This window comes from Microbacterium sp. PAMC21962, assembly GCF_019443465.1.
Lineage (GTDB): Bacteria > Actinomycetota > Actinomycetes > Actinomycetales > Microbacteriaceae > Microbacterium > Microbacterium hominis.
The window spans coordinates 2035329-2051201 of sequence record NZ_CP080381.1; the positions used below are offsets into that span (position 1 = coordinate 2035329).

The following is a 15873-nucleotide window of genomic DNA, read 5'->3' on the forward strand; positions in this document are numbered from 1 at the left end:
GTCACTCCTTCGTGATCTGGAAGTCGAAGATGCTCGAATCGAAGTGGTTGTAGCCCTCGTAGTCGATGAGGTCGTACAGCTCCGCGCGATGCTGCATCTCGCCGAGACGGGACGTGAGACGCCCCTCGTCGTTCAGGGTATCCAGCGCGCGGGAGGCCGCACCCATCGCGATCCGCAGGAGGGAGACCGGCCAGATCACGATCTGCACGCCCGCATCCCGCAGCTGGTCGACCGTGAACAGGTCGCTCTTGCCGAACTCGGTCATGTTCGCCAGCACCGGCACGTCGACGGCGGCGCACACGGCCTCGAACTCCGAGAGGTCGCGCATCGCCTCGGGGAAGATCGCGTCGGCCCCGGCATCCACGAGCGCCTTGGCGCGGTCGACGGCGGCGTCCAGGCCCTCGATCGCACGGATGTCGGTGCGCGCCATGACGAGGAAGTTCGGGTCGCGGCGGGCGTCGACGGCGGCGCGGATGCGCTGCAGCGCGGTACCGGTGTCGACGACCTGCTTGCCGTCGAGGTGGCCGCAGCGCTTCGGGTTGACCTGGTCTTCGATGTGCGTGCCCGCGAGCCCCGCGTCTTCGAGGGTCTGGATGGTGCGCGCGACGTTCATCGGCTCGCCGAAGCCGGTGTCGGCGTCGATGATCGCCGGGAGCTCGGTCATGCGGGCGATCTGCTGCCCGCGGCCGGCGACCTCCGTGAGGGTCGTGAGCCCGATGTCGGGAAGCCCGAGGTCGGCGCTCAGGACGGCGCCGGAGATGTAGACGCCCTCGAACCCCTTCTGCTCGATCAGCCGCGCCGACAGCGGGTTGAACGCGCCGGGGAAGCGGACGAGCTCTCCCGCGCGCAGGCGTTCGCGCAGCAGGCGCCGCTTCTCGGATGCCGGGGTCTGGCTGTACAGCATCAGTCGGCTCCGTCCTGGGTACTCCGGTCGTCGAGCGAGGAGCGGAGCGACGAGTCGAAACGGAGCATCAGAACAACCCCTTCGGGCTCGGAACCGAGGCCAGCACGCCGTCGCGGGCGACGATGTTGAGCTGCCGCACCTCATCGGCGGTCAGCTCGGGCAGTCGCTCGGCGAGGGCGAGGAACCGCTCGATCTCGGCGGGCTCCAGCACCGGCTCGGCGAGCAGGCGGAACTTGCGGATGTAGTCGGCGCGGGCGAACGGGCGCGCGCCGAGCGGGTGGGCGTCGGCGACCGCGATCTCGTCGGCGATCGTCGAACCGTCCGTGAGACGAATCTCGACGCGTCCACCGAAGGCCTTCTCGTCGGGGTCGTCGGAGTGGTAGCGGCGGGTCCACTCGGCATCCTCGGCGGTCGTGATCTTGTGCCACAGCGCGACGGTGTCCTCGCGCGCCGCCCGCTCGGGCAGGTACGAGTCGACGTGGTGCCAGCCGCCGTCCTGCAGGGCGACGGCGAAGATGTACGGGATCGAGTGGTCGAGGGTCTCGCGGGAGGCCGCCGGGTCGTACTTCTGCGGGTCGTTGGCGCCGGAGCCGATCACGTAGTGCGTGTGGTGGCTGGTGTGCAGCACGATGCTCTCGACGTTCGCGGGGTCGGCGAGCTCGGGATGGGTGCCGTGGAGCTTTCGGGCCAGGTCGATCCAGGCCTGCGCCTGGTACTCGGCCGAGTGCTCCTTCGTGTAGGAGTCGAGGATCGCCCGCTTGGGCTCGCCGGGGGCGGGCAGCGGCACGTCGTACGCGGCGTCCTTACCGTCCAGCATCCAGGCGATGACGCCGTCCTCGCCCTCGTAGATGGGCGACGGCGAGGTCTGCCCGCGCATCGCGCGGTCGACGGCCTCGACCGCCATCTTGCCCGCGAACGCGGGGGCGTGCGCCTTCCACGTGGAGATCTCACCCTTGCGCGACTGACGGGTGGCCGTGGTCGTGTGCAGGGCCTGCGCGACGGCCTGGGCGATGGTGCCGGCGTCGAGGCCGAGGAGCGTGCCGATGCCGGCGGCCGCGGACGGGCCGAGGTGGGCGACGTGGTCGATCTTGTGCCGGTGCAGGCTGATGGCGCGCACCAGATCCATCTGGATCTCGTAGCCGGTCGCGATGCCGCGCACCAGCGCCGCCCCGTCGGCGCCGACGTGCTGGGCGACGGCGAGGATCGGCGGGATGTTGTCGCCCGGGTGGGAGTACTCCGCGGCGAGGAAGGTGTCGTGGTAGTCGAGCTCGCGCACGGCGACGCCGTTGGCCCACGCCGCCCACTCCGGGCTGGTGCGCACGTCGTCGGGCTCGCCGAACACGGTCGCGCCGTGTCCGCCGCGCGACACGGGGTGGTCGAGCGCCTGCGCGCGGGCGGCGGTCACGGGGCCCCGGGTGAGGGATGCCGCGGCCACCGCGGCGTTGTCGATGACGCGGTTGATGATCATCTCGACGACCTCGGGCAGGGTGGCCACCGGGTCGGCGGCGACCTCGGCGATCGCGAAGGCGAGCTGATCCTCGCGCGCGAGGTTCTCCTCGCTGCGGTGCACACGGACGTGGTGGGTGACGGTCATGGGGTTCCTTCCAACGAGGCGAGGATCGCGGCGAGCGCGTTGTGCAGGTGGACGTGGGTGGCGTGCGCGGCGAGCTCCGCGTCGCCGGCCCCGATGGCCGACGCGATGAGCCGGTGCTCGGCCACGGACGCCGCGAGCCGCTCGGGGTTGTCGCGTGCGAGGCGGCGCACGCGCACGAGGTGCGTGCGGACCGTCTTCAGCGCCGCGGTCAGGTAGTCATTGGCGACGGCGAGATCGAGCGCGTCGTCGAAGCGCGCGATGAGGGCGTAGTAGGCGTCGGGGTCGGCGGCGGCATCCGTGGCGGCGAACTCGGTCGCCAGCGCGGCGAACGGCGGCGTGGCCCCGGAGCGGACCGCCAGGCGCGCGGCGGTCTCCTCGAGCGCCCGGCGCACCTCGAACAGCTCGCGGATGTCGTCGGCGTCGAGGTCGCTGACGACGGTCATGCGCGGCGACGCCTGCACGACGAGCCCGTCCGCGGCGAGCCGGCCGAGCGCCTCGCGCAGCGGCGTGCGGCTCACGCCGAGGCGCACCGACTGCTCCACCTCGGCGAGCACGGCACCGGGGCGGAGGACGCCGGACTGGATCTCGTCGAGGAGACTGCGGTAGGCCCGATCGCTCGCGCGCACGACAACTCCTCTCGTCGCCATCACTGTATACAAAAGTGGCTCTGAGGGGAAGTCATCGACCCCGAACTGCTACTAGTGCATACAGAAAGTCGCGCGCGCCGCGGTTCAGTGGGGAACGTGGAGCCGATGGGTCAACACGGCGAGGTGTAGGGCCGCGACCTGCTCGCCGTCGTCGAAGTCGATGCCGAGCAGGTCTTCGAGCAGGGCGATGCGCTGGTAGAAGACCGAGCGCGACAGGTGCGCCGCCTCCGCGGCCGCCGTGCGGTTGGACGGGTGCGCCAGCAGGGCCGCGAGCACGTCGAGCAGGTCGCCGCCGCGGCCCCGTGCCTCGGCCAGCACCGGGGCGAGCATCCGGTCCGCGTGCGCGACGAGGCGATGATCGTCACGCATCGCGGCGACGACCCGGGTCAGGGGCCGCTCGACGGTGCGGCGCCCGTCGCCCTCGCGGTCGCGGCGCGCGCTGCGGATGCCGTCGTCGGCGGCGACGAGGTCGATCGTCTCGCGCAGCGCACCGACGAGCAGGCCCATGCCCCGCTCGTCCTCGACGGAGGGGATGGCGACACCGGGGCCGAGCACGACGCGCGGCCGCGCCGGGCGCGACGGCAGGGTCGTCGCAGAGGCGCCGGCGGAGGCGGTGGCGACGCGCAACGCCTCCTCCAGTGCGGCGGCGAAGGCGTCGGCGCGATTGTCCGCGGCGGTCGCGGCGCGGGCGGGGACGGTGAGCAGCACCGGCGTGCGGACGAGGCCCGACCCGTCCTCCAGTGTCGCGCTCGAACCGCACACGGCACGCGCACCCAGCGCGGCGGCGGCGACGTCCGCCGCGGTCGCGACACCCACGGCATCCTCGCGACCGGCCGGGGCCAGCGCGACGAGCGGGAACGCGACGACGCCGGCGAGGGGCAGGCCGGCCGCGTCCAGGCGGGCCGCCGCCGCCCCGAGGCTCGTGAACCGGCCGTCGACGAGCGCGTCGACGACGCGGCGGCGCCCCAGCCGGGACCACTCCTCTCCCCCCGGATCGGCGAGCCGGCCCAGGGCGAGCGCCGTGGCCGCCTGCTCGAGGACGGCCTCCCGTCCGGCCGGGTGCGGTGTTCCGGGCAGCGCGACGAGCCATCCCCACCGGATGCCGCGGGCTTCGACGGCGACGATCGCCCGCCCCTCGTGGTCGGGGGCCGCCGCGGCCGCACGCGACCGGCGCCCCCAGCCGCGGAGGGTCTGCGTCTCGATCGCCCCGCCGACGTGGGCGACCACCACCTCGTGCGCGACGGTCTCCAGCACGACGGGGGCGGCGAGGGCGAGCCCGACCTGCTCGACGATGAACTCGGCCGGCGCTCCGCGCAGCGCCAGCCCGGTGAACAGGGTCCGTACCGCGTCGCGCGCCTCCAGCGCCGTCGTCTGGTCGGCGATGATGCGACGGTGCACGGCCTCGGTGATCGTGACGAACTTGACCTCGCGGTGGAGGGCGACCAGCGCGAGGCCCGCCGAGCGGGCGGCATCCGCGAGGACCGCCGGCACGTAGCGGTAGTGCGAGCCGAGCTCGAGCACGATGCCCGCTGCGCCGACCCGGGCCAGCTGCGTCACGAACCCGGCGAGCAGGGCGGGGTCGTCCGGCCAGCCGGAGCCCGTCGACAGCAGCAGCTCGCCGCCTTCGAGCAGCCGCGCGACGTCGGCGCTGTCGGAGACGTGGACCCATCGCACGGCGGCGCCGAGGGCGTCGCCGCCGACGACCACGACGGGCGCTCCGGCGGAGAACACCGCCAGGGCGAGCACCTCCGCCACGGTCGGCAGAACCGTCGTCGGACGTTCTGTCCGGGAAACGTCTACATCGTGACGAACAGACACCTGCGCCTCCCCCATCGCTGAGTCAGCATAAGCATGGCACGTGCCGGTCGATCTGTCCGACCCGCGTACCCGCCCGTCGTCTCCCCTCCCGTCAGGAGCCCCGCATGGATCTCATCCGTCACCACGTCGCCGGCCGATCGACCGGATCGGCCGAGCGCACCGGCCCCGTCTACGACCCGGCGACCGGCGTCGTGCAGGCGGAGGTCGCGTTCGCCTCGACCACCGAGACGGAGGCCGCGATCGCGGCGGCCGCCGCCGCGCTGCCGGCCTGGCGGGCGACGAGCCTCATCAAGCGCGCCGACGTGTTCTTCCGCCTGCGCCACCTCCTCGTCGAGCGGGCGGACGAGCTCGCCGCCATCATCACCGCCGAGCACGGCAAGGTGCTCTCCGACGCGAAGGGCGAGATCAGCCGCGGCATCGAGAACGTCGAGTTCGCGGCCGGACTCGTCCATCTGCTGAAGGGCGAGCACGCCGAGCAGGTGTCCCGCGGCGTGGACGTGCACTCGGTGAAGCAGCCGGTGGGCGTCGTGGGCGCGATCACCCCGTTCAACTTCCCCGTGATGGTTCCGCTGTGGATGACGGCATCCGCCATCGCGTGCGGCAACACCGTGGTGCTGAAGCCGAGCGAGAAGGACCCCTCGGCCGCGCTCTTCCTCGCGCGGCTCTACGAGGAGGCGGGCCTGCCGGCGGGTGTCCTCAACGTCGTGCACGGCGACAAGGTCGCCGTCGACGCGATCCTCGACTCCCCCACCGTCCGCGCCGTGAGCTTCGTCGGCTCGACGCCGATCGCACGCTCGATCTACGAGCGCGCCGCCGCGAACGGCAAGCGCGTGCAGGCCCTCGGCGGCGCCAAGAACCACATGGTCGTCATGCCCGACGCCGACCTGGATGCCGCGGCCGACGCCGCCGTGTCGGCCGCCTACGGTTCGGCCGGCGAGCGCTGCATGGCCGTCTCCGTGCTCGTCGCCGTCGGCGACGACGTGGCGGACGCGCTGGTCGAGAAGGTCGCGGAGCGCATCGCCGGGCTGACCATCGGCGCGGGCACCGACCCGGCGAGCGAGATGGGCCCGCTCATCACGCGCGAGCACCGCGACAAGGTCGCCGCGTACGTCTCCGGCGCCGCCGCCGAAGGCGCGACGGTGGTCGTCGACGGCACGACGCAGCAGTTCGAGGGCGACGGCTTCTTCATCGGCGTCTCGCTCGTCGACCGGGTCGCTCCCGGCATGAAGGTCTACGACGAGGAGATCTTCGGCCCGGTGCTCTCCGTCGCACGCGTCGCGACCTACGACGAGGCGGTCGCCCTCATCAACGCGAGCCCCTTCGCGAACGGCACCGCGGTGTTCACGCGCGACGGCGGCACCGCCCGCCAGTTCGAGTTCGACATCGAGGTGGGGATGATCGGCGTCAACGTGCCGATCCCCGTGCCGGTGGGCGCGTTCTCCTTCGGCGGGTGGCGCAACTCGCTGTTCGGCGACTCGCACATCTACGGCCCCGAGTCGATCCACTTCTACACGCGGAGCAAGGTCGTGACGACCCGCTGGCCCGACCCCAGCGAGAGCCAGATCAGCCTCGGCTTCCCCAGCAACCACTGACCCCGCGGCATCCGAAGGAGACACCATGAGCACCATCGCCCCCGCCGCCGACCCCGCCGCCGACGCGGCCGTCCGCGGCGACGACCGCCGCCACGTCTTCCACTCCTGGAGCGCGCAGGCCCTGATCGACCCGCTGCCGGTCGCGGGCGGCGCGGGTGCGACGTTCTGGGACTACGCCGGACACAACTACCTCGACTTCTCCTCGCAGCTGGTGAACCTCAACCTCGGCCACCAGCACCCCGACCTCGTCGCGGCCATCCAGGAGCAGGCCGGGCGCCTGGCGACGATCCAACCGTCGATGGCGAACGACACGCGCGGCGAGCTGGCGCGGCGGATCAGCGAGATCTCCCCCGACGGCTTCTCGAAGGTGTTCTTCACCAACGGCGGGGCGGATGCCAATGAGAACGCGGTCCGGATGGCGCGCCTGGTCACCGGCAAGCGCAAGGTGCTCGCGATGTACCGCAGCTACCACGGCAACACGTCGACGGCCATCACGCTGACGGGCGACCCGCGCCGGTGGGCGAACGAGCCGGCCGACGCGTCCGTCGTGCACTTCTTCGGTCCGTACGCCTACCGGTCGCCGTTCCACGCGGACTCCCCGGAGCAGGAGGCCGAGCGGGCGCTCGCGCATCTCGAACAGACGATCATCCTGGAGGGCGCCTCGACGATCGGCGCGATCATCATCGAGTCCGTCGTCGGCACCAACGGCGTGCTCATCCCGCCGCCCGGGTATCTGCCGGGCGTCCGCGAGCTGTGCGACCGCTACGGCATCGTGTACATCGCCGACGAGGTCATGGTCGGCTTCGGACGGCTGGGCACCTGGTGGGGCTTCGAGAACTTCGACGTCGTGCCCGACCTCATCACCTTCGCGAAGGGCGTCAACTCGGGCTACGTACCGCTGGGCGGCGTCGTCGTCTCCGACCGCATCGCGGCGCACTTCGATACCGTGTCGTTCCCCGGCGGGCTCACCTACTCGGGCCACCCGCTGGCGTGCGCCCCGGGCATCGCGACCTTCGAGGTGTTCCGTCGCGACGGCATCCTGGAGCGCGTCCGCGACCTCGGCGAGCGTGTCGTGCGTCCGCGACTGGAGCAGATGGCCGCGCGGCATCCGTCGGTCGGCGAGGTGCGCGGACTCGGCCTGTTCTGGGCGATCGAGCTGGTGCGCGACCGGCAGACGCGCACGCCGCTGGTTCCGTTCAACGCGGCGGGAGCGGATGCCGCCCCGATGGCCGCGTTCGCCGCGGCGTGCAAGAAGGCGGGGCTCTGGCCGTTCACGCACTTCAACCGCGTGCACGTGGCGCCGCCCTTGATCGTGTCGGAGGACGACCTCGTGCGGGGCCTCGACATCATCGACCGCGCCCTTGAGGTCACCGATGCCGAGGCGGCATCGTGACGACGTCGACGACCGTGCTCCGCAACGTCGTCGACGGCGTGCCGGTCGCCTCGGTCGGCGCGGCTCTGCCGCTCGTGAGCCCGGTGACCGGCGAGGTGTACGCGCACGCGCCGATCTCGACGGCGGACGAGGTGGATGCCGCGTTCGCGGCGGCATCCCGCGCCTTCGACACGTGGAAGCGGACGACGCCCGCCCAGCGCCAGCTGCTGCTGTTCCGTCTCGCGGATGCGCTCGAGGCGCACGCGGAGGAGTTCGCCGATCTGGAGTCGCAGGACACCGGCAAGCCGCGGGCGAGCCTCGTGGCCGACGAGATCGTCCAGTCGATCGACCAGTTGCGCTTCTTCGCGGGCGCCGCCCGTGACCTCGATGGGCGGGCGGCGGCCGAGTACGCGGAGGGGTTCACCTCCTATGTGCGCCGCGAGCCGATCGGCGTGGTCGCGCAGGTGACGCCGTGGAACTATCCCCTGAACATGGCGGTGTGGAAGATCGGTCCGGCCCTCGCGGCGGGCAACACCGTCGTGCTGAAGCCGAGCGAGACGACGCCGCAGACGACGGTGCGCCTCGCGGAGCTCGCCGCCGGGATCCTTCCCGCGGGTGTCTTCAACGTCGTGCTCGGCGACCGGGAGACCGGCCGGATGCTGGTCGAGCATCCGACGCCGCAGCTCGTCGCGATCACCGGCTCGGTGCGCGCCGGGATGCAGGTGGCCGCGTCGGCCGCGCAGGACCTCAAGCGCGTGCACCTCGAGCTCGGCGGCAAGGCGCCGGCGCTGGTGTTCGCCGACGCCGACCTGGATCGCGCGGCGCGCGGCATCGTGGAGGCCGCGTTCTTCAATGCGGGACAGGACTGCACCGCCGCGACCCGCGTGCTCGTGGATGCCGCGGTGCACGACGACCTGGTCGAGAGGCTCGTGGCCCACACGCGCGACCACGCGAGAGCCGGCGCGCCGGACGACCCCGACGCGTTCTTCGGCCCGGTGAACAACCCCGACCAGCTCGCGCGCGTGCAGGGGTTCGTCGACCGGCTGCCGTCGCACGCGTCGATCGCGATCGGCGGACGCCGACAGGGCGAGACGGGCTGCTTCTTCGAGGCGACGATCGTCACGGGTGTGCGCCAGGACGACGAGGTGGTGCAGCAGGAGATCTTCGGCCCGGTGCTCACGGTGCAGCCGTTCACGTCGGAGGAGGACGCGCTCGCGCTGGCGAACGGGGTGCCGTACGCCCTCGCGGCGTCGGTCTGGACCCGCGAGCACGCCCGAGCGCTGCGGTTCTCGCGCGACCTCGACTTCGGCTGCGTGTGGATCAACGCGCACATCCCCTTCGTCTCCGACATGCCGCACGGCGGCTTCAAGCACTCCGGGTACGGCAAGGACCTCTCCGTCTACGGCTTCGAGGACTACACCCGCATCAAGCACGTCATGGCGAGCCTGGACTGACGCACACGCACACGGCCGGACCCCGCTCGGCGTCAGAAGGGTGGCGGGTCGGCCGGCGTGGCGGGTTCGGGGACGAATCTCACCAGGCTGGGTGGGTGGTCCTCGTAGTGGCGTCCGGTGGGTGAGGTCCACTGGAGGGTGCCGTGGCCGAGGTGTCGGACCCGCCAGGCGGTGTGGTGCTTGACGGTGTGGTGGCGGCGGCACAGGTGGGCGAGGTTGTCGGGGGCGGTGGGGCCGCCTTCTGCGGCTGCGGTCGTGTGGTCGCGGTCGCACCGGTGCGCGGGGCGGGTGCAGCCGGGGGTGCGGCAGCGCTCATCCCGTGCAGCCAGGTAACGGCGCAACTCCGCGGAGGGTCGGTAGCGGTCCACGGCGACGGGGATGCCGGTGGTCGGGTCGGTGAACACCCGATCCCACCCGGGCGCGAGCGCCGCCAACCGGCGGGCAAGTCCCGGGTCGATGGGCCCGTACCCGGTCAAGATCGCCGGGCCTCCGTCGGGGTCGCCGGCGAGGGTGAGGGCAGGGATCGTCACCTGGATCTGCGCCGTCACCGCTTCCACTCCGGCGCCAGTGGCGCGGGTGGAGGGAGTAGCGGTCAGGAGCAGGTCGGTGAGGATGTCCGCACGCACCTGCGCGAGCGTGCGGGAGTCCTTCACGGCGGTCGTGGCCGTGGGCGTGGTCGTGCAGGTCACGTCGGTGGCGCGAGCGGGGCCGGTGATGAGCGTGTCGGCGCCGGTGAGGGTAGCCGCCTCGGTGGCATCCGCCTCACCGTCGATGCCCTCGTCGGGCTGGTCGAGGATCGCCCGACCCTGGGCCGTCAGCGTGTCGTGAATGGCGTGGGCGAGCGGCGCGGGAAGATCCGCGATCAGCCGGGCCATCCCATCCTCCAAGGGGAACAACCGGACGGAGCGTTCGTCATACGCGCGCTGCGCGGCCTCGGTGAACGCGGCAGGGTCGATAGTCGCCGCGATCGCCTTCGCCGCCGCACTCATCCGCGCAGGCGACTCCGACCGGGCCGCCTCCAACGCGAGGGTCTCGTACCGTGACCGGTCTGCTTCAGAGGTGAGAAGCGTGCCGGTGCGGCTGATCGCCCACGCATGAGCGGCATCGATCTCCCCGCCCGCCCACACCTCAAGCGTCCGCGGGAACAGGGTCGTCAGCAGGTACGCCTCCGACATCCGCCGTTGCACACCCCGATCCGACACCCGCAACGCCATCGCCAGCTCCAACGCGACCTCCCGCAACGGCAGATCCGCATCCGACGACCGCACCGACCCACCCCGGTGCTGCGCCTCCTGACGCAGCAACGCCGTCCGCTCCGCGACCAGTCCCACCGCATCGGCCAGGAACCTCGCCTCCGCGGCCTGCGCCTGAGCCGCACGCCGCCGCGCATCCACCACACCGGCCACCACGGCATCCAACCCGGACCAGATCGCATCACCCTCACGGGTCCTCGTCAGCGCGTGCATCATCACCCCTGACCCGGCCACAACCGGAGGACAGGACCCGCAACAGAAGGTGGGCACGCGCGGGGTTTCTTCATCCCACTATAGAACAAACATTCGAAACACGCAAGAGCGAGATCGCGGAATCCCGCCACCGCCCGAGGCCACCGTCAGGCCCCGTCGAGCGCCTCCGCCTCCACCCCGAGCAGACCCGCGGCCGCGCGCAGCACGGGCGCGACCGGCTCGATCCCCGGCCCCCAGCCGACCAGCGCGTGGGCACTGAGACCGTCGATCATCGCCAGCAGGTGCCAGGCGAGGGGCTCCGGATCGGCCGCAGGGATCACCCCGGCATCCATCCCCCGCACGATCTCGTCGGCGAGCGCGCCGCGCCAGGCGTCCATCGCCGCCCGCACCCTCTCGGCGAGCGGCGCGTTGCGCGTCCCCAGCGCCCACGCCTGCACCCAGACGAGGGTGACGTCGCGCCGGGCGGGATCCAGCGTGGTCCGCAGCAGCGCGCCGATCCGCACCGGCGCGGGCGCAGCGGGGAGGAGCGCGCGCACTTCGTCGAGCTCGCCGGCCACGATGTCGAAGAAGGTGTCGGCGACGAGGACGTCCATGCTCGGGATGTAGTGGGCGACGAGTCCCGACGCCACCCCCACGCGCGTGGCGACGGCGCGCAGCGTCACCGCGTCCAGACCGTCGGCGAGCGCCAGGTCGTGCGCGGCGCCGGCGATCTGCTCACGCCGCTGCTCGGCGCTCAATCGCGCGCGCCCAGTGGTTGACGTCTGCGGCATCCGCTCGCTACCCTCCGATGAGTTGATCATGTGATCAATAAGCTACTCCAGGACCGGACGAGAGTCGAGGATGCCGATGAGCTGGCGGATGCCGAGTGAGACCGCGCCGCACGCGCGCACGTGGATGGCCTTCCCCGTCGAGGGGCCGACCCTCGGCGAGCGCGATGCCGACCGCGACGAGGGCTACGCCGCCTGGACGGAGGTCGCCGCGGCGATCGCCCGCTTCGAGCCGGTGACGATGGTCGTCGACCCCTCCGAGCTCGCGCGCGCCCGGCGGATGCTGCCCGGCGACGTCACGATCCTGGAGGCGCCCGTCGACGAGTTCTGGATGCGCGACCACGGCCCGACGTTCGTCGTCGACGACGAACGTCCCGGCGTCCTGGGGGCCGTCGACTGGATCTTCAACGGGTGGGGAGCCCACGACTGGGCGCGGTGGGAGCGCTCGGCGGAGCACGCCCGCCTCATCGCGGCCGAGGTCGGCGCCGAGCTCGTGTCCTCCACGCTGGTCACCGAGGGCGGCGGCTTCCACGTCGACGGCGAAGGCACGGTGCTGCTGACCGAGACGGTGCAGCTCGACCCGCGCCGCAACCCCTACGCCGACCGGGCCCGCGTCGAAGCGGAGTTCGCCCGCACGCTCGGCACGACGAAGGCCATCTGGCTGCCGCGGGGGCTCACGCGCGACTACGACGACTTCGGCACCAACGGCCACGTCGACATCGTCGCGACCTTCCCCTCCCCCGGCCGCGTGCTGCTGCACACCCAGCGCGACCCCTCACACCCCGACCACGCCGTCAGCGAGGCCCTGCACGAGCTGCTCGCCGCGCAGACCGACGCGGCCGGGCGCCGCCTCGAGGTCATCGAGCTTCCCGCGCCGGCGACGCTGCGCGACGGCCACGGCGACGACGAGGGCTTCGTCGACTGGAGCTACGTCAACCACCTCGTCGTGGACGGCGGCGTCATCGCCTGCGGCTTCGGCGAGGAGAAGGCGGATGCCGAGGCTCGCGCGATCCTCGCCGACGCCTACCCGGGACGCGAGGTGGTCACGGTCGACGCCCGCCCGATCTTCGCCCGCGGCGGCGGCATCCACTGCATCACGCAGCAGCAGCCCGCACTCGGCGGGCAGGAGACGCCGCGATGATCGACGTCGTCGAGGCCACCATCGCCGACCTCCGCGCCGCGCTCGAGGACGGGCGCACGACGGCCGTCGAACTCGTCGAGGCCTCCCTCGCGCGCATCGACGCCTACGACGGCCCCGACACGACGACCGCCCTCAACGCCGTCGTCGTCCGCAACCCCGACGCGCTCGCGGAGGCCGCGGCCTCCGACGCGCGCCGCGCCCGCGGCGCGGCGCTCTCGCCGCTGGACGGCATCCCGTACACCGCGAAGGACAGCTACCTCGTGCGCGGCCTGACGGCAGCCGCGGGCTCCCCCGCCTTCGCCGAGCTGGTCGCCCAGCGCGACGCGTTCACGATCGAGCGCCTGCGCGCCGCCGGCGCGATCTGCCTGGGACTGACGAACATGCCGCCGATGGCCAACGGCGGCATGCAGCGCGGCGTCTACGGGCGCGCCGAGAGCCCCTACTCCCGCGACTGGCTGACGGCGCCGTTCGGATCGGGCTCGTCCAACGGCTCGGGCACGGCGACCGCGGCGTCTTTCGCGGCCTTCGGCCTGGGCGAGGAGACGTGGTCGAGCGGCCGCGGGCCCGCCAGCAACAACGCGCTGTGCGCCTACACGCCCTCGCGCGGCGTCATCTCGACGCGCGGCAACTGGCCGTTGGTGCCCACGATGGACGTCGTAGTGCCTCACACCCGCACGATGGCCGACCTCCTGGAGGTGCTCGACGTGGTCGTCGCCGACGACCCCGACACCCGCGGCGACTTCTGGCGCACACAGCCGTGGATCCCCCTCCCGGCCCCCTCGGCACTGCGACCGGAGGACTACCGGACGCTCGCCTCCGGCGCCGCGGTGGCCGGACTGCGCCTCGGCATCCCCCGGATGTACGTCAACGCCGATCCGGATGCCGGGACCTCCGCCGCACCCGGCATCGGCGGCCCGACGGGGCAGCGGATCCGGACGCGTGCCTCCGTGATCTCGCTGTGGGAGCAGACGCGCGCCGCTCTGGAGGCCGCGGGCGCCGAGGTCGTGGAGGTCGACTTCCCCGTGGTCAGCAACTACGAGGGCGACCGCCCGGGCGCGCCCACCATCGCGACCCGCGGGCTCGTCTCGCCCGCCTACCTGCGCCGCGAGATCGTCGACCTCTCGGCGTGGGCGTGGGAGGACTTCCTCACCGCGAACGGCGACCCCGCCCTGTCCTCGCTCGCCGCCGTCGACGGCGCCCGCATCTTCCCGCACCCGGCCGGCGCCCTTCCCGACCGCTACACCGGCTTCGACGATGACATCGCGACCTACCCCGGCTGGGTGCGCGCCCACCCCGGCACCTCCTGGCGCGACATGCCCGAGCTGGAGGAGGGCCTCCGCGGCCTCGAGCACACCCGTCGGCTCGACCTGGAGGCTTGGATGGACGATCGCGGCCTCGACGCCGTCGTCTTCCCCGCCGTCGCCGACGTCGGCCCCGCCGACATGGACGTGAACCCCGCCTCCGCCGACCTCGGCTGGCGAAACGGCGTGTGGGTCGCGAACGGCAATCTCGCCATCCGCCATCTCGGCATCCCGACGGTGACGGTGCCGATGGGACTCCTGTCCGACATCGGGATGCCGGTCGGGCTGACGATCGCGGGACGATCCGGCGACGACGTCGCACTCCTGCGCCTCGGCTGCGCGATCGAGACACTCACCCCCGAACGACCGGTGCCGCCGCGCACCCCCGCCCTGAAGGACCGCACATGACCGATGCCGCCCGCATGCACGACGTCACCGCCGAGACCCGCCGCATCGTCGATCTCGTGCTCGACTACTCCCGCGAACGCCTGCTCGCCCAGGACACCCCGCTCGACAAGCCGCTCTCCGCGGCGGAGCTGAGCCGGCTCGCCGGTCGGACGATCTCCGAGGACGGCGTCGGCGCGGAGCGCGCGCTCGGTGTGTTCACACACGTGCTCGCCCCGGCCTGCATCACCACCGACGACCCCCGCTACCTCTCCTTCATCCCCACGGCCCCCACGAAGGCCGCGGCGGCGTTCGACCTCGTCGTGTCGGCGAGCGCGCTCTACGGCGGCTCGTGGCTGGAGGGCGCGGGCGCGGTGCACGCCGAGAACGAGGTGCTGCGCTGGCTGGCCGACGAGTTCGGCCTGCCGGCATCCGCGGGCGGCGTCTTCGTGCAGGGCGGCACGCTCGGAAACCTCTCCGCCCTCGTCGCGGCGCGGGAAGCCGCGCGCGCACGGCACGCCGAGGCGGCAGCGCCCGCCCCCGCGCGCTGGGCCGTGGTCTGCAGCTCGCAGGCGCACTCCTCGATCGCCTCGGCCGCCCGCGTCATGGACGTCGACGTGATCACCGTGCCGACGGATGCCGACGGCGTGCTGCGCGGCGAGGCGGTGGCCGCGACGCTGGCCGACGTACACGAGCGGGTGTTCGCCGTCGTCGCCACGGCGGGCTCGACCAACTTCGGCATCGTCGACGACATCGCCGGGGTCGCCGCCGCGGCCCACGCGCACGACGTCTGGCTGCACGTCGACGGCGCCTACGGCCTGGCCGGAATGCTCTCGCCGCTGGCCCGGCACCTGTACGCGGGGGTCGAGCAGGCCGACTCGGTCATCGTCGACCCGCACAAGTGGCTGTTCGCCCCCTTCGACGCGTGCGCCCTCATCTACCGCGACCCCGAGCAGGGCCGGCGCGCGCACACGCAGCACGCCGAGTACCTCGACACGCTGACCGACCGCTCCGACTACAGCCCGTCCGACTACGCCGCCCACCTCACGCGCCGCGCGCGGGGGCTCCCCCTGTGGTTCTCGCTCGCCACGCACGGCGCCGCCGCCTACCGCGAGGCGGTGAGCGCGTCGATCGTGCTGGCGCGCCGCATCGCCGACGAGATCGCGGCGCGCCCCGGCTTCTCGCTCGTGCGCCAGCCTCAGCTCGGCGTCGTCGTCTTCGAGCGCGACGGCTGGACCCGGACCGAATACGAGGCCTGGTCGCAGCGCCTGCTCGACGTGCAGCACGCCTTCGTCACGCCGTCGAGCCACGAAGGCCGGGCGAACGCGCGGTTCGCGATCCTCAACCCGCGCACCACGTTCGAGGACCTCATCGGCATCCTGGACACCATGGAGACCCCCGAGAGCTTCTGAATCAGTCTTGATTATTCACTG

The 15873-nt window shown here is 72.6% G+C and carries 12 protein-coding genes; 6 read left to right on the plus strand and 6 right to left on the minus strand.

Going from position 1 to position 15873, the window contains the following annotated elements; translation table 11 throughout:
- Nucleotide 1 precedes the first annotated feature (1 nt).
- The 4 genes from prpB to KY498_RS09810 form a co-directional block, all read right to left on the minus strand.
- The gene (gene prpB / locus KY498_RS09795; RefSeq protein WP_060958349.1) at nt 2-904 is read right to left on the minus strand and encodes a methylisocitrate lyase; all 903 of its coding nucleotides are present in this window, start codon (nt 902-904) and stop codon (nt 2-4) included.
- Nucleotides 905-971: 67 nt separating this feature from the next.
- Complete coding sequence (locus tag KY498_RS09800) at nt 972-2498, minus strand: MmgE/PrpD family protein (protein ID WP_191009490.1); 1527 nt, start codon at nt 2496-2498, stop codon at nt 972-974.
- Nucleotides 2495-3124 (minus strand): GntR family transcriptional regulator, encoded by a 630-nt coding sequence (locus KY498_RS09805; RefSeq protein WP_101305454.1) that lies wholly within the window; start codon nt 3122-3124, stop codon nt 2495-2497. The genes KY498_RS09800 and KY498_RS09805 overlap by 4 nt, the downstream gene beginning before the upstream one ends.
- Before the next feature lie 105 nt (nt 3125-3229).
- A complete protein-coding gene (locus tag KY498_RS09810; RefSeq protein ID WP_061782458.1) occupies nt 3230-4900 on the minus strand; it encodes a PucR family transcriptional regulator in 1671 nt (556 codons plus the stop codon).
- Between the two features lie 167 nt (nt 4901-5067).
- On the opposite strand from KY498_RS09810, the gene KY498_RS09815 reads away from it, so the two are divergent.
- Genes KY498_RS09815 through KY498_RS09825 form a run of 3 tightly spaced genes read left to right on the plus strand, consistent with a single transcriptional unit; the run spans nt 5068 to nt 9381 of the window.
- Nucleotides 5068-6555 (plus strand): CoA-acylating methylmalonate-semialdehyde dehydrogenase, encoded by a 1488-nt coding sequence (locus KY498_RS09815; protein WP_191009489.1) that lies wholly within the window; start codon nt 5068-5070, stop codon nt 6553-6555.
- A 25-nt stretch (nt 6556-6580) separates the two neighbouring features.
- Nucleotides 6581-7948: an aspartate aminotransferase family protein gene (locus KY498_RS09820; RefSeq protein ID WP_191009488.1), complete on the plus strand. Its 1368-nt coding sequence runs from the start codon at nt 6581-6583 to the stop codon at nt 7946-7948.
- Nucleotides 7945-9381 (plus strand): gamma-aminobutyraldehyde dehydrogenase, encoded by a 1437-nt coding sequence (locus KY498_RS09825; protein WP_191009487.1) that lies wholly within the window; start codon nt 7945-7947, stop codon nt 9379-9381. Before KY498_RS09820 ends, KY498_RS09825 begins: the two co-directional genes overlap by 4 nt.
- A 32-nt stretch (nt 9382-9413) precedes the next feature.
- On the opposite strand, the gene KY498_RS09830 is transcribed toward KY498_RS09825, so the two are convergent.
- Nucleotides 9414-10850 (minus strand): HNH endonuclease signature motif containing protein, encoded by a 1437-nt coding sequence (locus KY498_RS09830; protein ID WP_191009486.1) that lies wholly within the window; start codon nt 10848-10850, stop codon nt 9414-9416.
- Between the two features lie 143 nt (nt 10851-10993).
- Nucleotides 10994-11617, minus strand: a complete 624-nt coding sequence (locus KY498_RS09835) for a TetR/AcrR family transcriptional regulator (protein WP_191009485.1) — start codon at nt 11615-11617, stop codon at nt 10994-10996.
- Between the two features lie 76 nt (nt 11618-11693).
- Here KY498_RS09835 and KY498_RS09840 point away from each other — a divergent pair, with 76 nt between their 5' ends.
- The 3 genes from KY498_RS09840 to KY498_RS09850 are packed head-to-tail and all read left to right on the plus strand — an operon-like array spanning nt 11694 to nt 15852.
- Entirely contained in the window at nt 11694-12755 is a 1062-nt protein-coding gene (locus KY498_RS09840; protein WP_191009484.1) for an agmatine/peptidylarginine deiminase, read from the plus strand.
- Nucleotides 12752-14464 carry an amidase gene (locus KY498_RS09845; RefSeq protein ID WP_191009483.1) on the plus strand — a complete coding sequence of 571 codons (1713 nt, stop codon included), beginning with the start codon at nt 12752-12754 and terminating at the stop codon, nt 14462-14464. The genes KY498_RS09840 and KY498_RS09845 overlap by 4 nt, the downstream gene beginning before the upstream one ends.
- On the plus strand, nt 14461-15852 hold the full coding sequence (locus KY498_RS09850) for an aminotransferase class V-fold PLP-dependent enzyme (RefSeq protein WP_191009482.1): 1392 nt from the start codon (nt 14461-14463) through the stop codon (nt 15850-15852). The genes KY498_RS09845 and KY498_RS09850 overlap by 4 nt, the downstream gene beginning before the upstream one ends.
- Nucleotides 15853-15873 lie beyond the last annotated feature (21 nt).

Bases quoted from the DNA above. Each gene is read 5' to 3' on its own strand.
- KY498_RS09820 (WP_191009488.1), top strand. From the start codon at position 6,581: ATGAGCACCATCGCCCCCGCCGCCGACCCCGCCGCCGACGCGGCCGTC.
- KY498_RS09850 (WP_191009482.1), top strand. From the start codon at position 14,461: ATGACCGATGCCGCCCGCATGCACGACGTCACCGCCGAGACCCGCCGC.
- KY498_RS09840 (WP_191009484.1), top strand. From the start codon at position 11,694: ATGAGCTGGCGGATGCCGAGTGAGACCGCGCCGCACGCGCGCACGTGG.
- prpB (WP_060958349.1), bottom strand. From the start codon at position 904: ATGCTGTACAGCCAGACCCCGGCATCCGAGAAGCGGCGCCTGCTGCGC.
- KY498_RS09830 (WP_191009486.1), bottom strand. From the start codon at position 10,850: ATGATGCACGCGCTGACGAGGACCCGTGAGGGTGATGCGATCTGGTCC.
- KY498_RS09800 (WP_191009490.1), bottom strand. From the start codon at position 2,498: ATGACCGTCACCCACCACGTCCGTGTGCACCGCAGCGAGGAGAACCTC.
- KY498_RS09815 (WP_191009489.1), top strand. From the start codon at position 5,068: ATGGATCTCATCCGTCACCACGTCGCCGGCCGATCGACCGGATCGGCC.
- KY498_RS09845 (WP_191009483.1), top strand. From the start codon at position 12,752: ATGATCGACGTCGTCGAGGCCACCATCGCCGACCTCCGCGCCGCGCTC.
- KY498_RS09835 (WP_191009485.1), bottom strand. From the start codon at position 11,617: ATGCCGCAGACGTCAACCACTGGGCGCGCGCGATTGAGCGCCGAGCAG.